27 protein-coding genes are annotated in these 24,272 nt (G+C 65.9%); 7 read left to right on the forward strand and 20 right to left on the reverse strand.

Annotation, left to right across the window (positions count from 1 at the left end; translation table 11 throughout):
• Positions 1–2 precede the first annotated feature (2 nt).
• Positions 3–1,181, reverse strand: coding sequence for an acetyl-CoA C-acetyltransferase (locus AACH32_RS12495; RefSeq protein WP_338599898.1), 1,179 nt, complete (start codon positions 1,179–1,181; stop codon positions 3–5).
• 83 nt (positions 1,182–1,264) lie between these two features.
• Positions 1,265–1,909, reverse strand: a complete 645-nt coding sequence (locus tag AACH32_RS12500) for a helix-turn-helix transcriptional regulator (protein ID WP_338599900.1) — start codon at positions 1,907–1,909, stop codon at positions 1,265–1,267.
• 198 nt (positions 1,910–2,107) lie between these two features.
• On the opposite strand from AACH32_RS12500, the gene AACH32_RS12505 reads away from it, so the two are divergent.
• The 7 genes from AACH32_RS12505 to AACH32_RS12535 all read left to right on the forward strand — a co-directional run bounded on the left by AACH32_RS12505 (position 2,108) and on the right by AACH32_RS12535 (position 9,989).
• Complete coding sequence (locus AACH32_RS12505; protein ID WP_338599902.1) at positions 2,108–2,857, forward strand: UPF0280 family protein; 750 nt, start codon at positions 2,108–2,110, stop codon at positions 2,855–2,857.
• Complete coding sequence (locus AACH32_RS12510; protein ID WP_338599904.1) at positions 2,854–3,330, forward strand: metallophosphoesterase family protein; 477 nt, start codon at positions 2,854–2,856, stop codon at positions 3,328–3,330. Before AACH32_RS12505 ends, AACH32_RS12510 begins: the two co-directional genes overlap by 4 nt.
• 9 nt (positions 3,331–3,339) lie before the next feature.
• Positions 3,340–3,825 carry an HIT family protein gene (locus AACH32_RS12515; protein ID WP_338599906.1) on the forward strand — a complete coding sequence of 162 codons (486 nt, stop codon included), beginning with the start codon at positions 3,340–3,342 and terminating at the stop codon, positions 3,823–3,825.
• A 10-nt stretch (positions 3,826–3,835) separates the two neighbouring features.
• Positions 3,836–4,294 carry a LapA family protein gene (locus tag AACH32_RS12520; RefSeq protein ID WP_338599909.1) on the forward strand — a complete coding sequence of 153 codons (459 nt, stop codon included), beginning with the start codon at positions 3,836–3,838 and terminating at the stop codon, positions 4,292–4,294.
• Positions 4,295–4,297: 3 nt separating this feature from the next.
• Positions 4,298–5,509, forward strand: a complete 1,212-nt coding sequence (locus AACH32_RS12525; RefSeq protein ID WP_338599912.1) for a tetratricopeptide repeat protein — start codon at positions 4,298–4,300, stop codon at positions 5,507–5,509.
• Between the two features lie 171 nt (positions 5,510–5,680).
• Positions 5,681–8,239, forward strand: coding sequence for a DNA mismatch repair protein MutS (gene mutS / locus AACH32_RS12530; RefSeq protein ID WP_338599914.1), 2,559 nt, complete (start codon positions 5,681–5,683; stop codon positions 8,237–8,239).
• Positions 8,226–9,989 (forward strand): N-acetylmuramoyl-L-alanine amidase, encoded by a 1,764-nt coding sequence (locus tag AACH32_RS12535; protein WP_338599917.1) that lies wholly within the window; start codon positions 8,226–8,228, stop codon positions 9,987–9,989. The genes mutS and AACH32_RS12535 overlap by 14 nt, the downstream gene beginning before the upstream one ends.
• Positions 9,990–10,056: 67 nt before the next feature.
• Here AACH32_RS12535 and prfB read toward each other — a convergent pair.
• From prfB to fabG, 18 genes are all read right to left on the reverse strand, one after another.
• Positions 10,057–11,155, reverse strand: a protein-coding gene (gene prfB, locus AACH32_RS12540) for a peptide chain release factor 2 (protein ID WP_434062342.1) whose coding sequence is annotated in 2 segments (ribosomal slippage) — positions 10,057–11,094 and positions 11,096–11,155 — 1,098 coding nt in all. Because the reading frame shifts where the segments join, the coding sequence is not laid out codon by codon here.
• A gap of 3 nt (positions 11,156–11,158) precedes the next feature.
• Positions 11,159–12,727: an apolipoprotein N-acyltransferase gene (gene lnt, locus AACH32_RS12545; RefSeq protein ID WP_338599922.1), complete on the reverse strand. Its 1,569-nt coding sequence runs from the start codon at positions 12,725–12,727 to the stop codon at positions 11,159–11,161.
• 6 nt (positions 12,728–12,733) lie between these two features.
• Entirely contained in the window at positions 12,734–13,552 is an 819-nt protein-coding gene (locus AACH32_RS12550) for a hemolysin family protein (RefSeq protein WP_338606663.1), read from the reverse strand.
• Positions 13,553–13,693: 141 nt separating this feature from the next.
• Positions 13,694–14,533: a 1,4-dihydroxy-6-naphthoate synthase gene (locus AACH32_RS12555; protein WP_338599924.1), complete on the reverse strand. Its 840-nt coding sequence runs from the start codon at positions 14,531–14,533 to the stop codon at positions 13,694–13,696.
• Between the two features lie 5 nt (positions 14,534–14,538).
• Entirely contained in the window at positions 14,539–15,228 is a 690-nt protein-coding gene (mqnB, locus tag AACH32_RS12560) for a futalosine hydrolase (protein WP_338599927.1), read from the reverse strand.
• Complete coding sequence (locus AACH32_RS12565; RefSeq protein ID WP_338599929.1) at positions 15,225–15,872, reverse strand: TetR/AcrR family transcriptional regulator; 648 nt, start codon at positions 15,870–15,872, stop codon at positions 15,225–15,227. Before AACH32_RS12565 ends, mqnB begins: the two co-directional genes overlap by 4 nt.
• Positions 15,873–15,880: 8 nt before the next feature.
• Complete coding sequence (nusB, locus tag AACH32_RS12570; protein ID WP_338599931.1) at positions 15,881–16,288, reverse strand: transcription antitermination factor NusB; 408 nt, start codon at positions 16,286–16,288, stop codon at positions 15,881–15,883.
• Position 16,289: 1 nt separating this feature from the next.
• Complete coding sequence (gene ribH, locus AACH32_RS12575; protein ID WP_338599933.1) at positions 16,290–16,754, reverse strand: 6,7-dimethyl-8-ribityllumazine synthase; 465 nt, start codon at positions 16,752–16,754, stop codon at positions 16,290–16,292.
• A 1-nt stretch (position 16,755) separates the two neighbouring features.
• On the reverse strand, positions 16,756–17,979 hold the full coding sequence (locus tag AACH32_RS12580) for a bifunctional 3,4-dihydroxy-2-butanone-4-phosphate synthase/GTP cyclohydrolase II (protein WP_338599935.1): 1,224 nt from the start codon (positions 17,977–17,979) through the stop codon (positions 16,756–16,758).
• A 67-nt stretch (positions 17,980–18,046) separates the two neighbouring features.
• Complete coding sequence (locus tag AACH32_RS12585; RefSeq protein WP_338599938.1) at positions 18,047–18,532, reverse strand: GNAT family N-acetyltransferase; 486 nt, start codon at positions 18,530–18,532, stop codon at positions 18,047–18,049.
• A gap of 26 nt (positions 18,533–18,558) precedes the next feature.
• Positions 18,559–19,209, reverse strand: a complete 651-nt coding sequence (locus tag AACH32_RS12590; RefSeq protein WP_338599940.1) for a riboflavin synthase — start codon at positions 19,207–19,209, stop codon at positions 18,559–18,561.
• A gap of 29 nt (positions 19,210–19,238) precedes the next feature.
• Positions 19,239–19,601: a VOC family protein gene (locus AACH32_RS12595; RefSeq protein ID WP_338599942.1), complete on the reverse strand. Its 363-nt coding sequence runs from the start codon at positions 19,599–19,601 to the stop codon at positions 19,239–19,241.
• Positions 19,602–19,639: 38 nt separating this feature from the next.
• The gene (gene ribD / locus AACH32_RS12600) at positions 19,640–20,755 is read right to left on the reverse strand and encodes a bifunctional diaminohydroxyphosphoribosylaminopyrimidine deaminase/5-amino-6-(5-phosphoribosylamino)uracil reductase RibD (RefSeq protein ID WP_338599944.1); all 1,116 of its coding nucleotides are present in this window, start codon (positions 20,753–20,755) and stop codon (positions 19,640–19,642) included.
• A gap of 11 nt (positions 20,756–20,766) precedes the next feature.
• Positions 20,767–21,231: a transcriptional regulator NrdR gene (gene nrdR / locus AACH32_RS12605; protein WP_338599948.1), complete on the reverse strand. Its 465-nt coding sequence runs from the start codon at positions 21,229–21,231 to the stop codon at positions 20,767–20,769.
• Complete coding sequence (locus tag AACH32_RS12610) at positions 21,228–21,779, reverse strand: deoxycytidylate deaminase (protein WP_338599951.1); 552 nt, start codon at positions 21,777–21,779, stop codon at positions 21,228–21,230. Before AACH32_RS12610 ends, nrdR begins: the two co-directional genes overlap by 4 nt.
• A gap of 64 nt (positions 21,780–21,843) precedes the next feature.
• Positions 21,844–23,091: a beta-ketoacyl-ACP synthase II gene (gene fabF / locus AACH32_RS12615; RefSeq protein WP_338599952.1), complete on the reverse strand. Its 1,248-nt coding sequence runs from the start codon at positions 23,089–23,091 to the stop codon at positions 21,844–21,846.
• An 85-nt stretch (positions 23,092–23,176) separates the two neighbouring features.
• Positions 23,177–23,413 carry an acyl carrier protein gene (gene acpP / locus AACH32_RS12620; protein ID WP_338599954.1) on the reverse strand — a complete coding sequence of 79 codons (237 nt, stop codon included), beginning with the start codon at positions 23,411–23,413 and terminating at the stop codon, positions 23,177–23,179.
• A gap of 110 nt (positions 23,414–23,523) precedes the next feature.
• Positions 23,524–24,270 (reverse strand): 3-oxoacyl-[acyl-carrier-protein] reductase, encoded by a 747-nt coding sequence (gene fabG, locus AACH32_RS12625; protein WP_338599957.1) that lies wholly within the window; start codon positions 24,268–24,270, stop codon positions 23,524–23,526.
• Positions 24,271–24,272: the final 2 nt, after the last annotated feature.

Consider the following 24,272-nt stretch of genomic DNA (forward strand, 5'->3'; position numbering starts at 1 on the left):
GCTTATAAGTTCTCCACTATGAGGCTGACCGCCTCGCCGCCGCCCAGGCACAGGCTGGCCATGCCGTTGGCCGCACCCACGTCCTTCATGGCGTAGATCAGCGTGGTCAACACCCGCGCCCCCGAGGCTCCGATGGGGTGGCCGATGGACAGGGCCCCGCCGTAGATGTTGATGCGCTTGGGGTCCAGGCCCAAGGTGCGCTCCACCGCCAGCGAGCTGGAGGCGAAGGCCTCGTTGACCTCCATCAACTCGATGTCCTTGGGGTCGATGCCCTGCTTGGCCGCCACCTTGGGGATGGAGTAGATGGGCGCCACCAACACGTACTTGGGGTCGATGCCCGCCGCGCCCTGGGCCCCCACCCGGACCATGGGGGCGATGCCCAGCTCCCGGGCCTTGTCGGCGGCCATGACCACCACCGCCGCCGCGCCGTCGTTGAGGCTGGAGGCGTTGCCCGCGGTCACGCTGCCGTCTTTCTTGAACACCGCTCTGAGGCTGCCCAGCTTGTCCAGGTTGGGGGGCATGAGCCCCTCGTCGCGGGCCACCACCTTGGGCTCGCCCTTGCGCTGGGGTATGCTGACCGGCATGATCTGGCTGTCAAAGCGGCCCTCGTCGGCCGCCTGGAGGCTCTTGGTGTAGGACTCGAAGGCGAACCGGTCCTGGTCGGCCCGACTAACCCCGTATTTATCGGCGCACAGCTCGGCGCTCATGCCCATGTGGAAGTCGTTGATGTGATCCCAAAGGCCGTCATGCACCATCGAGTCAACGGCCTTGGCGTCGCCCATGCGCATGCCGGTGCGGGCCTTGGGCAATAGGTAGGGGGCGTTGGACATGCTCTCCATGCCTCCGGCCACCACCACGTCCGCGTCGCCGCAGGCTACCGCCTGGGCGGCCAGCATCACCGCCTTGAGCCCCGAACCGCAGACCTTGTTCACGGTGATGCAGCCCACCTCAAAGGGCAGCCCCGCCTTGAGCGCCGCTTGGCGGGCCGGGTTTTGTCCCAGCCCGGCGGGCAGCACGCAGCCCATGATCACCTCGTCCACCTGCTCGCCCGCTAGGCCGCAGCGGACCATGGCCTCGGTTATGATCGCCGCGCCAAGTTCGGTGGCGCTCAGGCTGGAAAGCCCGCCAAGAAAAGAGCCTACGGCCGTGCGCACCGCGCTGGTGATTACCACCTCTCGCATGAATTCCCTCCCCGGTCGGGGAGCTATCCCCGCCGGCGACCGGTTGGCCGGTCCAATCTTTTAGGTTTGCGTCCGGCTCCCTCTCACCGCCCGCGGTTTTTGAATATGGGCGTGGCAATTACCCGGTGCACCCTGGACAGGGCCACCAGGCCGGATTCGCCCAACTTGTCCCCACTCGCCTCTAAAAACAGGGAACCCTCGCGCAAATAGATCTGTTTGGGCTCCACGTTCAATCTATCCTCGCTCTGGCCCTGGTCCACCACCAGCACCACCGGCCACTCCCCGGTGATGGCCTCCTCCAGGTCGCTCAGCGCCTGGGGGTCGCAGCCAAAACCATCGGCCACCACCACCCCGTCCACCGCCTCGGTAAACCAGGGGCGCACCGCGGAGGGCAACTGGCCCACCAGGGTGCGCAAACCGCTGAGGGCTCCCATGGCCAGGGAGTAGTCGCTCAGGCGGGTGAGCTCGCGCACCGCCAGGATCAGAGCAAAAAGTTCCGCCAGGCTAAGCCCGTTGACGTTGAAGGTCAACTCTTTGTCCAGGACGAAACCGCCCCGGCCGCGGGAGTAGTGGAAGCCGAAACCCATGGCCAACAGTTCGTCCCGGTCCTTGTAAAACTGGCGGCGGGATATCTGCAAACGCTCGCACATCTCGTCCGGGTTGCGGCGAGGGTGGGCCTTGATGTCGCAGATAATGTCCATTAGCCGGGCCAAACGGCGGCTGTTCATGCCTTTCCTTTCGCGCCTGATCCATCTCTACATAGCCAACAATACATAATAAGTCAAGAAAACGCGTCCAGGGCGGCCTTGCCGGAATCAAGATTAAATCCCAGCGCGGCTCTCCGGCCCTTCCGTTGACTTCGGCTCCCGGCTGGTCTATAAGCAAAAAACCGTCTTTGGGAAACCGTGGGGCCGAGGGTTGGGTGAGTGGGCGTTTACCAGGAAAGACGATACCGGCTCAAGTGCCGGGGACGAGGGCTGATTTCCTTTACCGCCAGAGTCAAGGAAACCGACCTGTGGATTACCGCGCCTGAGAATCTGAGCGCTCAGGCCGTGGAATCCATCCTCGCCCACCGCCGGGGACTGGAAGACTACGTCAGCCGTAATCCCGGCTTTCTCACCTCGCTCAAGCCCCTGCCCGCCGATCCCTGGGCGCCGCCGCTGGTCAAGGCCATGCTGGCCGCGGGCCAAGCGGCGGGCACCGGGCCCATGGCGGCGGTGGCCGGGGCCATCGCCCAGGCGGTGGGCCGCGACCTCTCCCCCCTGGCCGGCGGCGAGGTGATGGTGGAAAACGGCGGGGACATCTACCTGGAATCGCCGCGCGAGGTGACCGTGGGGCTGGAAGCGGGCGATTCGCCCATTTCCGGCCGCCTGGGCATCAGCATCGCGCCCCAGGACATGCCCTTGTGCCTAGGCACCAGCTCTGGCACGGTGGGCCATTCGCTGTCTCTGGGGCGGGCCGACGCGGCCACGGTCAAGGCAACGGACGGCGCCCTGGCCGACGCGGTGGCCACCGCCTTGGGCAACCGGGTGAAAAGCACCGCCGACTTGCAGGCGGCTTTGGATTGGGTGGGCGCAGTGCCCGGGGTGCGGGGAGCGCTGATCGTGCTGGGCCGCAAGCTGGCCGCCTGGGGCGACATGGAGCTGGTTCCCCTGGAGCAGGGAGCCCAAGGATGATACGCATCGGCGTCATCTCCGATACGCACCTGAACGATTTCGACCAGGGCCTGGCCGAGCAGGCGGCCCGGGCCTTCGCCGGGGTGGATATCATCCTGCACGCCGGAGACCTGACCAGCCTGCTGGTCTTGGACGCCCTTCAGGCCCCGGAGGTGATCGCGGTGGCCGGCAACATGGACGGACCCGCGGTAAGGGCCAACCTGCCGGACAAGCGCTTGGTCAGCGCCGGAGGCTTCAAAATAGGCCTCATCCACGGCTGGGGCCCGCCCATGGGCCTGGCCGGAAGGGTGGCCAGGGAATTCGAGGGAGTGGACGCGGTGGTGTTCGGACATTCTCACCGCCCCACCAACTTGGTCAAAGAGGATATACTATTATTTAACCCAGGTTCCTATGCCAAGGGGTTCCTGGGGAGCGGCACTTTGGGTATCTTGGAATTGGGCCGCAAGATTACCGGACGAGTGCTGAAGTTATAGGAGCAAGTAATGGAAAATCTCTGGGCCCCCTGGCGCATGAGTTATATTCTGGAAGAAGAAAAGCCCGATGGTTGCATTTTTTGCATGGCCACGGACGGCAAGGGGGCCGACGGCTTGGTTTTGGGAGTGGGTCGCCTCAGCCTGGTCATGATGAACAAGTACCCCTATAACAACGGCCACCTGCTGGTGGCCCCCAAAAGGCACCTGCCCAACCTGGACCAACTGAGCGGCGAGGAAATGGCCGACCTGCTGGCCACGGTGCGCCGGGCCACCCATGCGCTGAAAAAGGTGATGAACCCCGAGGGCTTCAACGTGGGGCTCAACCTGGGCCGGGTGGCCGGGGCGGGCATTGAAGAGCATATGCATTTTCACGTGGTGCCCCGCTGGGGCGGCGATACCAACTTCATGACTCTCTTCGGCGAGGTCAGGGTGATTCCCGAGCACATCCAGGCTACCTACGAAAAGCTCAAACCCTTCTTCGTTGACTTGCAGTGAAAGGTTGACCATGGGCTATATCAAGGTGATCGTTATCTCGGCGGTGGTGGCGCTCTCCATCATCTTCATGATCCAAAACATCACCCCCCTGAGCCACCCTCTGGGCATACGACTCAACCTGCTGTTCGTCAACTGGGAGTCCACTCCCTACCCCACCTATCTGGTGATCCTGTTGGCTTTCTTCGTGGGGCTGTTGGCCGCCAGCCTAGTGGGCATCAACGAGCGCTGGCGCCTGCGCCGCCAGGTGAAGGCCCAAGTCAAGAAAACCGAGGAACTGCGCAAGGAGCTGAGCAGCCTGCGCAACCTGCCGGTCACCGGCGAACCCATGGTGGCGGGCACCACCGACCTGTCCAATGAAACCTTCAGCGCGGGAGAGGCCGCCAGCGAGGGGGACGCTCCGGCCTCCCTGGAAATGCTGGAGGACGCTCCCCAGGGAAACGGCCAGAGCGCCGACAAGGACAAGCGGTAAGGTATGGACACCGTAATTCTCAGTTGGCAGAGCCACACCCTGACCACGGCCGGTCTCTTGGCCGGGGTGATCCTGTTGCTGTTGGGCTGGCTGTTGGGCTGGCTGTTGGCGCGCTCCAGCCGGACTTCGGCGGCGGCGGCCAAGGTCAAGAGCCAGGAGCGTAGCGCCAGCGACGACGCCTTCATGCGCGGCATCAGCCACCTCATGGCCGACCACACCGACCAGGCCATCGAGGAGTTCACCAAGGCGGTCACCCTGAACTCCGACACGGTGGAGACCTACGTGGTGCTGGGCAACCTCTTCCGGCAAAAGGGCGAGATCGAGCGGGCGGTGCGTATCCGCCAGTCCATCATCGCCAGGCCCAACCTGGACCAGAAGTCCCACTTGCAGGCGGTGTACGACCTGGGCCTGGACTACAAGAAGGGCGGTCTGTTCAACCGGGCGGCCGAGGCCTTTGACGAGGTGCTGAGCAAAGACTCCCACCACGTGGAGGCGGCGCGCCAGACGGCCACGCTCTACGAAGAGATGCGCGATTGGGAAGCGGCGTTTGAGGCCCGCAAGCGCCTAGACCGGCTGACCAAGAGCGACAGCCGCCCGGTGCTGGCCCACTACAAGACCGAGCGGGGCAAGGAGCTGATGGCCTCCGGCCAACTGGAACGGGCCGAGGACTCCTTTGGCCAGGCCATAAGCGTGTACAAGAACTGCTTGGACGCCTACCTGCACCTGGGAGACCTGGAGTTGGCCCGGGGGCGGGCCCGCCGCGCCTTGGGCGTGTGGAAGAAGGCCGTGAAGCTCTCCCCCCAGTTCGCCCACCTGGTAATCAACCGGGTGAACTCGGCCGAGGAGGAATTGGGAGCCAAGGCGGCGGATGGCTTCTATGCCGAGATCGACCCGGAGACCGCCGAGGTGCCCACCTTGATGTCCTTGGCCCAGCACTACAACCAGCATAACGAGACCGAAAAGGCCCTGGAAATACTGGACAAGGCCGTGAAGCGCGCGCCCCATCTGCTGGACGTGCACCGCATGCGCGGCCAGGTGCTCATCAAGGACGGCGATCGAGGACGGGCCTTGGAGGCCTACGGCGAGCTGCTCTCGGAGATCGAAGGGGATTGGGCCCGCTACCAGTGCGGCCAATGCGGTTTCGTATCCCACCAACTCACCTGGAAATGCCCTCGCTGCCACCAATGGGACAGCATGCTCCCTCGGGCGCGCTAGGGTTTCCTGGCGGACGATAGGCTTTTCTGCTATGTTAAACGGTAGTTTGCCCTCGTAAACCCCACAGGGAGTGGTTCTCCGCCAACCATGAGCCGCGCCGCCCAGCCCGATTCCGGCAACCGCCCTGGCCGCCAAAGTAATGCGCCCACCAGTCCCCCCCGGGACACCCCCATGCTGCGACAGTTTTTCGAGTTCAAGGAGCAGGTCCCCGACTGCATCCTCTTTTTCCGCATGGGCGACTTCTACGAGATGTTCTTCGAGGACGCGGCGGTGGCCTCCAAGGTGCTCTCCATCGCCCTGACCAGCCGGGACAAGAACCATCCCGACCCCATACCCATGTGCGGGGTGCCCTACCGGGCGGTGGACTCCTATCTGGCCAAGATGATCGAGGAGGGCTACAAGGTGGCCGTCTGCGACCAAGTGGAGGACCCCAAGCTGGCCAAGGGCCTGGTCAAGCGCGAAATAACCCGGGTGGTGAGCCCGGGCATGTTCATCGACCCCAACCACCTGCCGCCCAGGGAACACCGCTATCTGGCGGCCCTGTACTTTGCCCGCGAGAGCCTGGGCCTGGCCTGCCTGGACCTGGCCAGCGGCGAGTTTCTGGCCACCACCCTATTGCCCGGCCCGGCCCTGGCCGACGAGCTGGCCCGCTTGGAGCCCGCCGAGTTGGTGTTGGCCGAAACCCAAGCAGCCCACCCCGGCCTGGGCGACCTGGGCGCTCGGGGAGCCTCGCTGCCCCGCAGCCTGGTGGCCGGACGCCCCCCCACCCCGGCCCAGGCCCGCCAAAGCTTGGAGGGCCGCCTGCCCGAGGAAGAAGACGAGGCCATCGACCCGGCCCTGATAGCCGCGGCCCTGGCCTGGTCGGCGGTGCTTAGCACCCAGCGCACCAGCCCCGAGCACATCGAGCGGCTGGGCCTTTACCAGGTGGCCAGTCACCTGGTGCTGGACGCGGCGGCCCAGCGCAACCTGGAGCTGTTCCGTTCCATCGCCGGCGGCGGGCGCAAGGGCTCGCTGCTGCACGCGGTGGACCAGACCGCCACGCCCATGGGGGGCCGTTTGCTCAAGCAGTGGCTGGCCTTTCCGTTGCGCTCCCTGGAGGCCATCGAGGCCCGGCACCAGGCGGTGGAGGAGTTCGTAAACGACCCCCTGCTGTTGGATAGCCTGCGCGCCTCCTTGAACGAGTTGCCCGACCTGCCCCGTCTGGTGGGCCGGGCCAGCCTGGGCCAGGCCACGCCGCGCGACCTGGCCGCCCTGCGCGAGGCCCTGTTGGCCCTGCCCGGCCTCCGGAGCATGCTGGAGCCCTTGCAGTCGGCCCTGGTGGCCTCGCGCCTGGAGCAGATGTCCGGCCTGGGCGGCCTGGCCCAACGGCTCTACGAGTCCTTGGCCCCCAGCCCGCCGGTCAACCTGGCCGAAGGCGGGGTGATCGCCGCGGAGGTCAGCCCGGAGCTGGACGAGCTGCGCCAACTCAAGGGCGCGGGCAAGGATTGGATCGCCGCCCTGCAGGCCGAGTTGCGCGTCTCCACGGGCATCACTTCGCTCAAGGTGGGCTTCAACAAGGTCTTCGGCTATTACATCGAGGTGACCAGGGCTCACCTGGAAAAGGTGCCCGAGAGCTTCATCCGCAAGCAGACCCTGGCCAACGCCGAGCGCTTCATCACCCCGGAGCTCAAGGAAAAGGAAGCCGCCGTGCTGGGGGCCGAGGAAAAGGCCCTGGAACTGGAGAAGCTTCTGTTCGAAGAGCTGCGCGCGGCGGTGGCCGCCGAGGGACACCGCCTGGTGGCGGCGGCCCGGGCCGTGGCCGAGGTAGACGTGCTGGCCGGGCTGGCCCGCCTGGCCTTGAGCCGCGACTACACCCGGCCGCGCATGATCCCCGCCGGCGAGCTGAGCATCAGCGCGGGGCGCCATCCGGTGGTGGAGCAGATGCTCAAGGAGGGCGAGTTCGTGCCCAACGACGTGCATCTGGACGACGAGAGCCAACAGGTGCTCATCATCACCGGCCCCAACATGGCCGGCAAGTCCACCATCCTGCGCCAGGTGGCCCTGATCTGCCTGTTGGCCCAGGCCGGCTCTTTCGTGCCCGCCGCCCAGGCCCAGCTGCCCCTGCTGGACCGCGTGTTCACCCGGGTGGGGGCCATGGACGACCTGGCCGGGGGGCGTTCCACCTTCATGGTGGAGATGACCGAGACCAGCCACATCCTGGCCCAGGCCACCCCCCGCTCCCTGGTAATTCTGGACGAGGTGGGCCGGGGCACCTCCACCTTTGACGGCCTGTCCCTGGCCTGGGCCGTGGCCGAGCACCTGCACGACCTGGACGGCGTGGGGGTCAAGACCCTGTTCGCCACCCACTACCACGAGCTTACCGAGTTGGCCGCTACCCATGTCCGGGCCAAGAACTTCAACGTGGCGGTCAAACAATACCAGGGCTCCATCGTGTTCCTGCGCCGCCTGGCCCCCGGCGGGGTGAGCCGCTCCTACGGCCTGGCCGTGGCCCGCCTGGCCGGGCTGCCCGAGCCGGTCTTGGAGCGGGCCCGCCAGATATTGGAGCGCCTGGAGCAGGGCTCGCGACAAGAGCCCGCCCCGCCCTCGCCGCCCGCCGTGGGCGGCCAACTGGCCCTGTTTGGCGGCGAGGGCCACCCGGTCCTTAAGAAGCTGGCCGAGCTGGACCTTTCGCGCCTCACCCCCTTGCAGGCCCTCAACCTGCTCAGCGAGATGCAAGATGAGTTGGGCTAGGCTCTTCGCCCTGCTCTTGGGCCTGGCCCTGTTGGCCGGGGCGGCGGGTCATGCCGTGGCCCAGGACCCGCAGGCCGTCTATGACCAGGCGCGGGCCGACTACCGCTGGCTCATGGAGCATCCCAAGGCCCAGGGGGTGTACCAGAACTGGCAGAGCCTGGGCGAGCGCTTCGCCAGGGTCTACACCGCCGACCCCAGGGGCCCGCAGGCTGCGGGAGCCCTGTTGTGGATGGGCCGGGTACACGCCCAGGCCTGGCGGCGCTTCAAGCGTAGCGAGGACTTCGACCAGGCGGTGGACCTGTTCACCCGCCTGGTCAACCGCTTCCCGGAGTCCAACTTGGCCGATGACGGCCAAATCATGCTGGCCGGGCTCTACGAGGAAGCCGGCCAACCCAAGCAGGCCTACTTGGAATACCTCAAGGTCACCATGAACTACCCCCAGGGGGACATGTCTCCCAGGGCCAAAAAGCGCCTGGACACCCTGGAGGAGCAGCTGGCCCGCCAGCAGGGGAAGCAAGCCTCAAGCGCTCCGGCCGCCAAGGCTCCGGCCCAGGCCGAGCCCAAGGCCGAGACCAAGACCGTTACCACCGCTCAGAAGCCGTCGGCCGCTTCGGCTTCCGCCGCTCTGGCCGTGGTGGATGGGCTGAAGCACTGGTCCACCCCCTCCTACACCAGGGTGGTTATCGGCCTGGAGCGGCCGGTGCCCTATAACAGCGCCCTGCTCAAGCGCGACCCGGACCACAACAAGCCGCGCCGCCTCTACCTGGACCTCAAGGGGGCCCGCCTGCCCAAGGGATTCGACGACCGGGTTCCCATCGGCGACGGCCTGTTGCAATCGGCCCGGGCCGGTCAATACACCCCGGACACGGTGCGCCTGGTGCTGGATATCAAGCACCTGGCCAGCTACAAAGTCTTCACCCTGAACGACCCCTTCCGGGTGGTGGTCGACTGTTTCGGAGAGCAGGCCCAAGCCAAGGCCCACGCCCGCCAGGCAAAACGGGAGCGGCGGGTGCCCAGGGGCAAGGCCAACGACATACCACCGGAACTTAGCCTGGCCACGGCTCTGGGGCTGGGGGTCAAGCGGGTGGTGATCGACGCGGGGCACGGCGGCAAGGACCCCGGCGCCCAATACAAGGGCATCCAGGAAAAGGATTTGGTGCTGGACGTGGCCAAGCGGGTGGCCCAAAAGCTGCACAAGCTCCTGGGGGTGGAGGTGCTGTTGACCCGCGACCACGACACCTATTTGGCCCTGGAAGAACGCACCGCCTTTGCCAACACCAAGGACGCGGACATCTTCGTGTCCATTCACGCCAACGCGGCGGCCAGCCACCGGCTCAACGGAGTGGAGACCTATTTCCTGAACCTGGCCTCGGACGAGGAATCCATGCGGGTGGCCGCGCGGGAAAACGCCACCACCACCCGCTCTATCAGCGATCTCCAGGTCATCCTCAACGACCTGATGCTCAACTCCAAGATCAACGAGTCCAACCGTCTGGCCCGCTCGGTGCACGGCTCGCTGCTCAAGGAAACCAGGCAGCAGGCCAAGATAAATGACCTGCAAGTGAAACAGGCCCCCTTCTACGTGCTCATCGGCGCGCGCATGCCCTCGGTGCTGGTGGAGGTGGGCTTCATCACCAACCCCACCGAATACCAGTTACTCAAGCGCAACTCCTACCGCGACGCGCTGGCCCAGGGCATCGCCGAGGGCATTGCCAACTACGCCAAGCAGCTCAAGCGCACCGAAGGCTGAGATACGACGCATAAAAAACGCCGCCCCCCCCGAAGGGAGCGGCGCGACGAGCCTCGTGGCCCAGGTTCTAGCTGGAGCGCCAGAGCAGATAGCCCTGCACGAATTCTTCCAGATCGCCGTCCAAGACCGCGTCCACGTTGCCCACTTCCACCCCGGTGCGGTGGTCCTTGACCAGGCGGTAAGGGGCCAAGACGTAGGAGCGGATCTGGCTGCCCCAGGCTATCTCCTGCTGGCTGTCGTAGGCCTCTTGCTTTTCGGCCTGGCGTTTGGCCAACTCCAGTTCGTATAGCCTGGCCCTCAGCACCTTCATGGCCATGTCGCGGTTGCGGTGCTGGCTTTTTTCGTTTTGGCACTGCACCACCGTGCCGGTGGGCAGGTGGGTGATGCGCACCGCCGAGGAGGTCTTGTTGACGTGCTGCCCCCCCGCCCCGGAGGCCCGGTAGGTGTCGATGCGCAGATCGTTCTCGTTGATCTCGATCTCGATGTCGTCGTCCACCTGGGGCGAAACCGACACCGAGGCAAAAGCGGTGTGGCGGCGGTGGGAGGCGTCGAAGGGGCTGATGCGCACCAGGCGATGAATGCCCGCCTCGCCCTTCATCAGGCCATAGGCCTGGTGCCCGTTGACTTCCAGGGTGACGCTCTTGATGCCTGCCTCGTCGCCCTCCTGCAAGTCCAGCATCTTTACTTCGAAGCCCTGGCGCTCGGCGAAGCGGCTGTAGAGCCTAAGCAGCATGTCGGCCCAATCCTGGGCGTCGGTGCCCCCGGCCCCGGCGTTGATGGCCAGGATGGCCGAGCGGTGGTCGTCGGGCTCGCCCAGCAGGCGTTTGGCCTCCAGACGGGCCACCCCCCGCTCCAGAGCTTCCAGGCCGGCGGCCGTTTCCTTGGCCGCCTCCTTGTCCTGCTCCTCCTGGCTTAGCTCCAGCATCACCTCGGCGTCTTCTGCCTGGCCGGTCAAGGCCTCCAGGGACTCCAGGCTCTCGGTCAAGCCGGAGCGCTCCTGCATCACCTCCTTGGCCGCCTCCTGGTCGTCCCAAAAACCGTCCTTGGCCATGAGCTTGTCCAGCTCGGCCAGGCGGGTCTTTTTGGCCTCAGGGTCAAAGATACTCCCGGAGCAGATTCAGGCGGGAATTGAGTTCCTCCAGCTTTTCCTTTATTTCCTCGTACATTTTCTATACCTCTCGTTTGCGCTCTCGCCAAAGCGCCCAGAAAATAAGGAGCACGGTGACTCCCAGGGCTCCCGGCCCGACGATTTCGCCGTGGCGCAGGTAAAACGTATCCTCGTTCATAAGTGGCAGATCGGCGCTGGCCACCGCGGGGGTGAACAGGCCGGTGGCCTTTATGATCTCACCGCTGGGCAGCACGAAACCCGAGACGCCGGTGTTGGCCGCCCGGGCGCAGGCCAGCCGGTTTTCCACGGCCCGGAAGCGCAGATGGGCCATGTGCTCATAGGGCGCGCTGGTGCGCCCGAACCAGGCGTCGTTGGTCTGGTTCACCAGCAACCGAGCCCCGGCCAGGCGCATGTCCCGAGCCAGCTCGGGGAATATGGATTCATAACAAATCAGGGGCCCCAGCGCCACCGGCCCCATGTTCAGGACCTTGCCCGGCCGGCCCACCGCGAAATCGTCGCCGATCTGGGCCACGGCCCGCACGAAAAACAGTATCTGGCTCCAAGGCACGTATTCGCCAAAGGGCACCAGGTGCACCTTGTCGTAATACTCCGCCGCGTCCCCCGTGGGCTTCACCAGCCAGGCGCGGTTACTCACCTTGTACTTACCGTCCACCTCCACCGCGCCCAACGAGCCCAGCATGATGTAGGCGTCCAGCTGGTTGGCCAGCTCCAAAACCGGCTGGCTGGGCCGGGCGTCGCGCATGAAATAAAAAGGCGCGGCCGACTCGGGCCAGACCACCAGCCAGGGCCGCCTTTTCTCCGTGGCCGCCGCGCGCTGGGTGGCCTTTACGTGGCGCTCGATCACCACCGGGCGCAACGCGCGCTGCCAGAGCATGGGCAGGGACACGTCGCCCTGCACCACGCTAACCGCCAGGGTGGGTGCGGCCTGGGAAGCGGCGCGCACCTGGGTCAGGCGCGCCTGGCCCCACCACCAGCCGCCCGCCACCAAAACCAGGGCCGCCGCCAGGGCCGAGCCCTGCCGCCAGGCCGGCGCGGCCTCACGGGGAAAAACGACCGCCTCGGCCACCAGGGCGTTGACCAGCACCACCAACAGGCACAGCCCGTTGGTGCTCCACAGCTCGGCGCTCTGCATCAGGGGCAGGCTGCCGTCCAGGCCCATGGCCAGAGGCAGCCAGGGCACCCCGGTGACGGCCCAGGAGCGCACCCACTCCAGGCCGGCCCAGACCAGGGGGGCCGCCAGCAGGGGCCTGATGCCCTCCCGGTTCAGGAAGCTCACCACGCAGCAGAAGATGCCCAGGTAGCAGCCCAGATAAAAGGCGAAAAAGAAAAGGGCGACCCCGGCCAGGGCCCAATTGAGGCCGCCATATTGGGTCATGACCACCAGGATCCAATACATGAGCCCGGCGAAAAGGGCCATGCCGCCCAGCCATCCGGCGATCAGGGCGCGGCGGGGGCTCAGGCGCCGGGCCAGCAGGATGAAGGGAGCCACCCCCAACAGACAAAGGGGCCACCAGTTCAGGGGTGGAAAGGCCAGGGCCAAGAGCCCCCCCGCCAAAAAGGCCGTGAGGGCGGCGCCCCAACCGGGGCGCCAACTGGCGAGAAGGGGCACTTGGATTCAGTCTCCGTGATTGGGCGAGGCGGGCTGGGAGCCGCTGAAAATCTGAACCTCGGTGACACGGCGCTCGTCGGCCCCCACCACGACCATACGCAGGGGGCCGTAGGTTACTTCTTCCTGGGCGCGGGGCACCCGGCCCAGCAGGGTGGTGATAAAACCGCCCACGGTCTCGAAGCGCCCCTCGGGCAGCTCCTCGGGTAGCTCCATGTCCAGGTACTCGGCCAGCTTCTCCACCTCCAGGCGGGCGTCCACCAGTATGGAGCTGTCGGCCTGCTCCATTATCTGCGGCTCTTCCTGGTCGTACTCGTCGATGATCTCGCCGACGATCTCTTCCAGCACGTCCTCGATGGTGACGATGCCGGCGGTGCCGCCGTATTCGTCCACCACGATGGCCAGGTGCGCCCGCTTGCGCTTGAAGTCGCTGAACAGCTGGTCCACCGGCTTGGACTCCGGGACAAAGAAGGGAGGCCTGCACATGGCGGTCACATCCACGTCCCGGCCGTTCTTGCCCCAATGGGGCAAGAGATCCTTGGCATGTACCACTCCCACGATGTTGTCCAGGTCCTCGCCGGTGATGGGCAGGCGCGAGTGGCCCGACTCCACGATCACCTGCACCACCTCCTCCAGGCTGGCCGTGCTGGACACGGTGGCCATTTCGGTGCGCGGCACCATGATCTGACCGGTGGTAGTTTCGTCCAGGTCCAGGACCGCCTCGATCATGCGGCCCTCATTGGCGGTGATGAGGCCCTTGGCCTCGCCTTCATCCACCAACCCGTGAATCTCGCGCTCCAGATCCTCGGAGGTGTTGGTTGGGGTCACCCCCAAAGCAAGTTTTACTCGCTGGAGAAGGCTTCGTCGCGGCTCGGGTTCCACCTTTTTCCATCCAGGCAAAGATGCCGTAGTGATCCACTGCGGATTGAAATAAATTTAACGCATCCAGACCCATGGGGTCAAAATTTTTTATCCCGCCAGCAAGGAGTACCCGCCCTGGGGCAACAGGCCTATCTCGCGGCCGCGGGCCAAGAGCTCTTCCACCGCGGCCAAGCCCTCGGGGCCCAGCTCCCGGCTGAAGTCGTTAACATACAGCCCAATGTGCTCGTTCACCACCTCGGGCAGCATCTCCTGAGCATGGGCCAGCATGAACTCTTGAGAGGCTTGGGGCCGTGCCTGAGCGTGGGCCACGCTGGCACTCAGTATATCCTGTAACTCCCGCGCCGCCTCGCGGCCCAGGTCCCGGCGGGCGGCGATGCAGCCCAGGGGAATGGGCAGCCCGCTGATCTCTTCCCACCAGGCCCCCAGATCCAGCGGGGCCAGCAGGCCGTAGCCTTCGAAGGTGAAGCGCCCCTCGTGGATTATGAGGCCCGCTTCGAAGCGCCTCTCGGCCACGGCAGGCATGATCTGGTCGAAGACCAGGGCCTCGGCCAGTGGCGCCCGGCCCAGGTACAAGCTGAGCAGCATGAAGGCGGTGGTGTTGAAGCCGGGCACGGCCACGGTCGCCTCGGCCAGCCGCTCCAGGTCGAAGCCCGGGCGGCACACCACCAGGGGGCCGCAGCCCCGGCCCAGGGCGGCTCCGGCGGTTAGCAGGCCGTAGCGATCCAGGCAGCGCCCCAAGGCCGGGAAACTGAGCTTGGTCATCTCCAACTCACCGGCCAGGGCCAGGCGGTTGAGCTCCTCCACGTCGGCCATGTGCGGGCGAAGCCGCCAGCCGCGGGTATCCACCAGGCCGTGCAGGGCCGCGTGAAAGGCAAAGGTGTCGTTGGGGCACGGCGAAAGCCCGAAGCCGATCTCGCGGGGATTCACGAGCTCTACCCCAAGGCCAACAGGGCCCGCTGGGCCGCCTCGGCCCCGGCGGCCAGGTCCAGTTCGCGCAGCCCGGCGGGGTTGCTGACTCCCCTCAGGGCCGCGAAGGGCTTGGCGTACCAGCGGGCCACCAGGCCCACCGCCGCGCCTTCCATCTCTTCCATGATGGCCCCCCAGCGCCGTCCCACCGCCAGGGCCGTGGCCGCGTCGCCGCTGATGCGCCCCACCGTGGCCATGGGGCCTTGGGCTATGCCGGGGTTGGCCCGCCGGATAAGCTCGTTCAGGCCGAGGTCGCAGGGGATGCGGTTGTAGACCGGCAAGCCCGTGCTGCGCCCGGCCAGGGCGATGTCCACCTCGTCCAGGCCCGCCAGGCCCCCGGCGCTTTGCACCCCCATGTCGGCCAGCACCACCTCGCTGGCCAGGGCCGCCTGGCCGATTCGCAGGCCGCTGCCCTCAAAGGCCCCGGCGCAGCCCAGGTTGAACACCGCCTCGATGCCGGGTTCGGCCTCCAGGGCCGCGGTGACGGCCTGGGCCGCGTTCACCTGGCCGATGCCGGTGAGCAGCAACAGGGTATCGCGCCCGGCCAACGAGCCGCGCCAACAGGGGCGGCGGCCGATATCGCCGGCGACTTGCCAGCGGGTGGTCAACAGGCGGGCCTCCGGGGCCATGGCGACGGTTATCAACCACAAACTCATGATTCAGCCCCCAATCCCCGGCGCAGCGTGTCCACCAGACCGGCGGCCAGCTGCGCCGCATGGGCCGCGTCGGCGTCCTTGAGGCACAGGCCGGTGTCCATGTGCTCCATCACCGAAGCAATCAAAAAGCGCTCCAAGGTGGCGTCCACCACCAGAGCGGCCATTTCCAAATCCAGGTCCGCCCGCAATTGGCCGTCGGCTACCCCGTCGGTCAGCAGGTCCATGATGTAGTCGTGGCTGAACAGGCGGATGGAGGCCAGCAGGCGCCCCCGGAAGGGCACGTCGCCCTCGAACATCACCCGAAGGTAAAACTGGAACAAGCGGGGGTTGGCCGCGATCATCTCCAGGCCCGCCAGCAGGCTGATCTCCAGGCGGGTGAACACGTCCTGGCCCTTGGTGTCCTCGCGCACCCGGCGCAAATGGCGCTTCACCCGCTCCACCGAAAAATCGAACACCTGGGAGAACAAGCCGGGCTTGTCGCGGAAGTATTTGAAGATGCTGCCCTTGGCTATGCCCAGGCGGCTCACCAGGCGGTTGAGCGAGGCCCGGGCGTAGCCCTTGGCCGCGAACTCGCTCAGGGCTTCGTCCAGGATGCGCTCTTGCTTGTCGGAAGGCAGGTTGTTGAAGGTGCTGCTGGGCGGCATGGCCTGGCCTAGTTGGCGGCGGCCAGCAAGGAGTCCAGCACCGCGTTGATGAATCCCGGCGAGTCCTCCGCGCCGTAGCGCTTGGCCAACTCCACCGCCTCGTTGATGGCCACCTTGGGCGGTACCGAGCCGCCGCTGAAGAGCATCTCGTAGCAGGCCAGACGCAGGATGTTGCGGTCCACCCGCGACATCCGCTCTACCCGCCAACTGCGGCTGGCCTCGGCCAGGGCCTGGTCTATCGCGGCGGCGTGCTCCGCGATGCCGTTGACCAGTTCCTGGGCATAGACCCACAGCCGTTTGGGCGCGGCAAAGTTGTCCGCGAAGCTGTCCAGGGCCTCCTGGGCGGTGGCGTCACCGTGCTCCATTTGATAGAGCACCTTGAGGGCCAGCTCGCGGCTTTTACGGCGTTCGCCCACTCTAAAGATTCTTGAACAGGTCGACCATTTCCATGGCGGCCATGGCGGCGTCGGCGCCCTTGTTGCCGGCCTTGGTGCCGGCCCGCTCGATGGCCTGCTCGATGCTGTCGGTGGTGAGCACCCCGAAAATAACCGGCACCCCGGTCTCCAGGCCGGCCTGGGCCACGCCCTTGGACACCTCGGCGGCCACGTAGTCGAAGTGGGCCGTGGCGCCCCGGATCACCGCCCCCAGGGTGATGACCGCGTCGTATTTGCCGCCGGCCGCCAGCTTGCGGGCCACCAGGGGAATTTCAAAGGAGCCGGGCACCCACACCACCGTGAGGTTCTGGTCCGCCGCGCCGTGGCGCTTGAGCGTGTCCAGGGCTCCCTCCACCAGCTTTGAGGTGATGAAGTCGTTGAAGCGGCCGGCCACCAGGGCCACCTTGATTCCTTGGGCCTTTAAGGACCCCTCGATTACCTTGGCCATATCACCCCCTATCGGCCGCTTTGGCGGCCTGTTTGAGCAGATGCCCCATTTTGGTGCACTTGGTGCGCAGGTAGACTTCGTTATCGGCGCAGGGCGGAATCTCCAAGGGAACCCGCTCCACCACCGAAAGCCCGTAGCCGTCCAGACCCACCATTTTTTTGGGGTTGTTGGTCATAAGACGCATCTGGCGGACCCCCAGGTCGGCCAATATCTGAGCCCCGATGCCGTAGTCGCGCAGGTCGGCCGGGAAGCCCAGGCGCTCGTTGGCCTCCACCGTGTCGGCCCCGTGGTCCTGCAGCTCGTAGGCCCTCAGCTTGTTTACCAAGCCTATGCCCCGGCCCTCCTGGCTCATGTACAAGAGCACGCCAGAGCCCTCGGCCTCGATCTTGCCCAAGGCCTCGGCCAACTGGTCGCCGCAGTCGCAGCGGCGCGAATGGAACACGTCGCCGGTGAGGCACTGGGAGTGCACCCGGACCAGCACCGGTTTTTCCGGATCGATCTCGCCCTTGACCAGGGCCACGTGCTCCAGGTTGTCCACGTCGTTGGTATAACCCATGGCCGTGAACTCGCCAAAGTCGGTGGGCAGGCGCACCTGGGCCTGGCGGTGCACGAAAGACTCATGGCCCATGCGATAGGAAACCAGGTCGGCCACGGTCACGATCTTGAGCCCGTGTTGCTCCGCGAAGACCTCCAGGTCGGGCATGCGGGCCATGGTGCCGTCGTCTTTCATGATCTCGCAGATCACCCCGGCCGGGGTGAGCCCGGCCAGGCGGGCCAGGTCCACCGAGCCCTCGGTCTGCCCGGTGCGCACCAACACCCCGCCCCGGCGGGCCCGGAGCGGAAACACGTGGCCGGGGCTGACCAGGTCGTCGGGACCGGAGGACGGGTCCACCGCCGTGCGGATGGTGTGGGAGCGGTCGTGGGCGCTGATGCCGGTGGTCACTCCCTTGCTGGCCTCGATGGATACGGTAAAGGCGGTCTCAAAGGGAGACTTGTTGTCGCGCACCATGGGGGTGAGGCCCAGGCGATCCGCCTGGTCGGGGATGAGGCTTAGGCAGATGAGACCCCGGCCATGGGTGGCCATGAAGTTGATGGCCTCGGGGGTCACCATCTCCGCGGCCATGGTCAGGTCGCCTTCGTTCTCACGGTCCTCGTCATCCACCAGGATGACCATCTTACCGTTGCGAATATCCTCGATGGCCTCTTCTATGCTGGCCACGGGCATGATGTCTTCTCTCCGGCCGCCGCCTTGTCAAAGAGGGCCCGGCTCCGGCGGCGGCGCAGGCTGGGCCCTAAAGGTGCAATTCGAATTTCTGCTCGACGATGCGTCCGCCCCATTGCTGCACCTCGTGCTCTTCGGCCAAGGTGAAACCAGCGTCTTCATACAGGCGCCGGGCCGCATCCAGCCCGGCGAAGGTCCACAAAAAGACCTTGCGATGCCCCGCCTGGCGGGCGAACTCCAGGCAGCGACTTAAAAGCTTACGCCCCAGGCCCCGGCCGTGCCATCCCGGGTCCACGATGAACCAGCGAAGCCTGGCCCCCTCATCAAAGGAGCCGTCCAGGGCCACGCAGCCGGCCAGGCGGTCATCGTCCTTGGCTGCCAGGAACAAGTCGCGGGCCGGATCGGCCCGCTCCATAAACTCGGCCAATTCGCGGCCCACCTGGGCCTCGAACGATAGATCCAGGCTCCAGTATCGGGCGTAGTAGGTGGCGTGCAGCCGGGTTACCTCGCCGATCGCACCAGGGAAATACCCAACCAGCTCCGTCCCCTGCTCCAACCGCTTTCTCCGCCGTCCCGCCCCGGCTACCAGCCCATGCGCTTGAGGTCTTCCATGCTCAGGCCCTTGGAGGCCCCGGGGCCGTCCTCATCGCGATTAAGTAGCCTTGCCACGTACTTGCCTATGAGGTCGGTCTCAATATTAACAGAATCGCCTTGCTTGGCAAGGTGAAGGGTGGTGGCGGTCATGGTGTGGGGAATAATATTCAGGCTGAAGCTTTCGCTCCCCACCTGGTTGACCGTGAGGCTGATGCCGTTCAGGGCCACCGAGCCCTTTTCCACCACAAAACGCAGGTGCTCGGGCGGGATGCCCACCTCGATGCGGGTGGAGCCGCCCACCTGTTCCAGCTTTTGCAACGTGCCCACGCAATCCACGTGCCCGGTGACCAGATGGCCCCCCAGGCGATCGCCCAACTGCATGGCCCGTTCCAGATTCACCCTGTCGCCCAGCCGGAGGCCTCCCAGGGTGGTGCGCGAGAGCGTCTCGGCCGACACGTCCACCGCGAACCCGTCGGCGCCGATGCGGGTCACCGTGAGGCAGGCCCCGTTTACCGCGATGGACTCACCCAGCACGGTCTGCTCCGCTGGCCAGGGCGCGCTGATGCTCAGCACGCTGTCCGGGCCCTGGGGGGTGATGCGCCCCACCCGGCCCAGGCCTTCCACCAGTCCGGTGAACATAAGCTCCTACTCGCTATTCCGGCTCGCGCCTAGTCCCGCCGGGGCTGCCACAGGCCAAACAGCGCTCCCTGGGGATCCTTGATCACGGCGAACCAGCCCATGCCCGGAACGGAGGTCTTGTGTTTGAGGATGGTGCCGCCCAGGCGCTCCACCTTGTCGCACACGGACGATAGCTCCTTGACCTCCACAAAGGGGGTCCAGGCGGTGGGAGTGTGAGGATTGGTCTTGGCCATCATGCCGCCTTCGGCATCTCCGCCGGTATTGATGAAGTAGTAAGGAATGCTGGATTCCTCAAAAGACTTCATCTTCCAATCGAAAATCTCGCTGTAAAATTCCTTGGCGCCATCCAGGTCGTCGGTGTTCAACTCCACCCAGCGGAAAGGGTTGCCCATTTCAACGCTCCTTTACAAAAATTTCTCTGTAATGATGCCTAAGCTTGGATGATGGACCACAGCATAACATCATCGCCGAAACGCCGCACCATGGGGCGGCTCAAAGGCCAGGCCTTATCCATGCGCTCCAGGCCGGGCCCGCCCACCATGGAGGGAGCGGCGGCCCCGCCCACCAGCTTGGGCGCGTAAAAATACATGACCTCGTTGACCAGCCCGCCCTCCAGCAGGGACCAGGCCAGACCGGCCCCTCCCTCGGCCAGCAGGCTGGTGATGCCCCGCCCTCCCAGCTCGCCCAGGAGCGCGCTCAGATCCACCCGTCCCGCGGCGTCCGGGGGCAGGCGCAAAACCTGGGCTCCGGCGTCGCTCAGGGCCTGGGCCCTCTCCAGGGGCGCGCCGTCCAGGCAGGCCACCAGGCAGCCCGGCGCCTGGGCCGGGTCCAGCACCCGGGCCGTTACCGGCAGGCGCAAACGGCTGTCCACCACCACCCGCAAGGGGTTGGACCGGCCCGCCAGGCGGCAGGTCAGCTGGGGGTCGTCGGCCAGCGCGGTGCCAGAGCCCACCATGATGGCGTCCACCCAGCCCCGCAGCCGGTGCACGAAGCGGCGGCTGGCGCCCCCGGTGACCCAGCGGCTGTGCCCGGTGGCGCTGGCGGTCTTGCCGTCCATGGTGGCCGCGGTCTTGAGGATCACGTGGGGCCGTCCGGTGGTGACGTGGGTCATAAAAAAGCGGTGCTCCCAGGCGCAGGCCGCCTCCAACACCCCCGGCGTCACGTCCAACCCCTGTTCAGCCAAAAAACTTCCCCCGCCTCCGGCCACCCGGGGGTTGGGGTCGGAAGCCCCGTACACCACCCGCGCGATGCCCGCGGCCAGGATGCCCTGGGTGCAGGGCGGGGTGCGCCCGGCGTGGTGGCAGGGCTCCAGGGTGACGTAGATGGTGGCTCCCCGGGCCAGCTCCCCGGCTTGCTTGAGGGCGTGCACCTCGGCGTGGGGCTCCCCGGCCTTGGCGTGCCAGCCTTGGCCCACCACCCGGCCCCGGGCCACCACCACCGCGCCCACCGCCGGGTTGGGCGAGCTGCGGCCCAGACCCCGGCGGGTCAGGGCCAGGGCCCGGCGCATGAAATGGATGTCCTGGGGTTCTGGGGGACGGATAGCCATCGGCGGCCCGGTCAGTTTTCCTCGCGCTGGGCCACCAGCTTCTTAACCTCGCGCATCAGCTCGTCCACGTCGCGGAACTCGCGGTACACGCTGGCAAAGCGCACGTAGGCCACGTCGTCCAGCTCCTTGAGCAGGTTCATTACCGCTTCGCCCAGCTCGCGCACCGGGATCTCGCGCAGATTGCGCTCCTGAAAGCTGGTCTCCAGGTTGTCCAGGAAAGCATCGACCTTTTCAATGGACACCGGACGCTTGTGCAGGGCTTTGAGGACGCCCGTCTTGAGCTTGGCCCGGTCGAAGACCTCACGGCTGCCGTCCTTCTTGACGACATAGGTCTCCATCTCCTCCACCCGCTCATAGGTGGTGAAGCGCTGGTCGCAGTCCAGACACTGGCGGCGGCGGCGGATCACCGAGGCGTCTTTGCTCACCCTCGAATCCACCACCTTGTTATCCAACTTGCCGCAGAACGGGCACCTCATGAGTTTTCTCCCTGTTTGCGGCCCGACAGGCCGTATTCCCCCTCCAGGGCCACGGGCGCCACCAGGCCCATGCGGGCGGCTTGATTCTCTTCGTCGATCCAGTCCTGGGGATCCAGGGCGGTGATTTCGGCATCCCGCGGATGCACCACCACCTTGTCGATGCCGGCGTTGATTATGACCCGGCGGCACAGCAGACAAGGCTCGGGATTCTCGGTGGGCAGTCCGTCGTCCATCTCCACTCCGGACAAATACAAGGTGGCCCCCAGGGTCTGGGAGCGCGAGGCGTGGATCACCGCGTTCATCTCGGCGTGCACCGAGCGGCACAGTTCGTAGCGCTGGCCCGAGGGGATGTTGAGCTCCTGGCGCAGGCAACGGCCCAGATCCACGCAGTTGGCCACCCCCCGGGGAGCCCCGGCGTAGCCGGTGGATACGATCTGGTCGTCCTTGACGATCACCGCGCCGTACTTGCGCCGCAGGCAGGTGCCCCGGCGGCTTACTTCGCGGGCGATTTCCAGGTAGTAGGCGTCTTTGCTAGGTCTGGCTTTCAACTGAAGCGGCCTTCCAGGGGCGAAACGCCTCGGCCCGGGCCGCCATCGCCGTCCCGCCTCCAGCCTAGGGCTGGTAGGTCTTGAACAACACGCTGGCGTTGGTGCCGCCGAAGCCGAAGGAATTGCTCAGTACGGTGTTAATCTTGCCTTCCCGAGCCTGGTTGGGCACGTAGTCCAGGTCGCACTCGGGATCGGGGTTCTCATAATTGACCGTGGGCGGCATGATCTGGTCGCGCAGGGCCAGGACGGCGATGGCCGCCTCCACCCCGCCGGTGGCGCCCAACATGTGTCCCAGCATGCTCTTGGTGCTGCTTATGGCCACCTTGTAGGCGTAGTCCCCGAAGAGAATCTTGATGGCCTTGGTCTCGGTGGCGTCGTTGAGATCGGTGGAAGTTCCGTGGGCGTTGATGTAGTCCACGTCCTCGGGAGCCACTCCCGCGTCGTCCAGGGCCATCTTCATGCAGCGCACGAAGCCCATGGCGCTGGGGTCGGGAGCGGTCATGTGGTAGGCGTCGGCGCTGAGGCCGTACCCCACCAGCTCGGCCAGGATGTTGGCCCCACGCGCCTTGGCGCTCTCCAGGTCTTCCAATACCAGCACGCCCGACCCCTCGGACATGATGAAGCCGTCGCGCTGGGCGTCGAAGGGGCGGCTGGCCCTGGTGGGCTCGTTGTTGCGGGTGCTGAGCGCCCGGGCGGCCCCGAAACCGGCCAGGGTGGTGGCGGTGCACACCACCTCTGCGCCACCGCAGACCATGATGTCGGCCACGCCCCGCTGGATCATCTTCATGGCCTCGCCCACCGCGTGGGTTCCGGCGGCGCAGGCGGTGCACACGCAGGTGTTGGGTCCCTTGAGGTTGTGGATCATGGACACTTCGCCGGGGGCCATGTTGCCGATGAGCTTGGGGATGAAGAAGGGGCTCACCCGGTTGAAGCCCTGGTGCTCGGTCATGCGGATGGTTTCTTCCAGGGTGACCAGGCCTCCCAGCCCCACTCCCAAGACACATCCCGCCCTGGGAGACCTTTCCTCGTCCAGGACCTCGGGCATCCCGGCCATGGCCCAGGCCATGCGCGCGGCGCCGATGGCGAAATGGATGAAGGGATCGAGCCGACGTATCTTCTTCTTGGGCACCCATTCTTCCGGGTCGAAGTCGTGGACTTCGCCGGCTATCTGGGTCTTGAAAGAAGACGCATCGAAGCGGGTGATGGGACCAATGCCGCTCTTGCCGGCCTTGAGCCCTTCCCAACTCTTTTCCACGCCGGTGCCCAAGGGAGTCACCAGCCCCAATCCAGTTACCACGACCCTACGCTGCACGGCCTCTCCTTAACCGCCCAGAGGCAAACGTATAACCGCGCCTGAGCCGGCAGGTCCGGGCGCGGCCAAAACTCGCCACCGGACGCTATTGCTTAAGCTGCTCGATGTAGTTCCAAGCGTCCTGGACGGTCTTGATCTTCTCGGCGTCCTCGTCGGCGATGGACACGTCAAAGGCCTCTTCCATGGCCATAATCATTTCCACCAGGTCCAGAGAATCGGCGCCCAGGTCGTCGACAAAGGAAGCCTCGGGCACGACGTCCTCGGGGGCCACGGAAAGCTGCTCGCAGATTATCTCTTTGACTTTTGCCTTGATGTCGTCCATGGAAATTATTCTCCCAAATTTACCCGGGCCCTTGGGCCCGCCTTGACATATTCGCTCTGCCTAGCGCAAGCGTCATTGTCGATTTTATAAAATCCGCCCAGGGGGCGGCCTTACATATACAGCCCGCCGTTGATGGAAAGCACCTGCCCGGTGAGGTAGCGCGCCTCGTGCGAACACAGGAAAGCCACCACGTCGGCTACGTCCTCGGGCTGGCCGGGACGGCCGAGGGGAATCATGCTCTTCATTACCTCGGCCACCTTTTCGGGGATGGTCTTGGTCATCTCGGTCTCGATGAAGCCCGGGGCCACGGCGTTGACCCGCACGCCCCTGGGGGCCAGCTCCTTGGCCGCGGTCTTGGTCATGGCGATGACCCCGGCCTTGGAGGCGGCGTAGTTGACCTGGCCGGCATTGCCGATCTGGCCGGCCACGCTGGCCAGATTGACTATGGAGCCGAAACGCTGCTTCATCATCAGCTTGGCCGCGGCCTGCAGGCAGTAAAACGAACCCACCAGGTTCACCTGAATGACCTTGTTGAACTGCTCCGCGCTCATGCGCACCAGCAGGCCGTCCATGGTGATGCCGGCGTTGTTGATCAGGTTGTCCAGGCGGCCCTGGGCCTCGAAGGCCTTGCCCACCCAGTCGTTCACCTGCTCCTGGTCGCAGATATCGAACTTCTCGCCAAAAGCCGTCACTCCGGCCTGCTCCAGCAGGCCCACGGTTTCCCGGGCCGCCGACTCGTCGGGGTCGAAGTGGTTGAAATAGACCACGTCGCCCGCCGAAGCCAGGGCCAGGGCGATGGAGCGGCCGATGCCGCGGGAACCGCCGGTAATCAGATGAACCTTGCTTTGCTCCGCCAACC

Source organism: Desulfoferula mesophila, assembly GCF_037076455.1.
Classification (GTDB): Bacteria; Desulfobacterota; Desulfarculia; order Desulfarculales; family Desulfarculaceae; genus Desulfoferula; species Desulfoferula mesophila.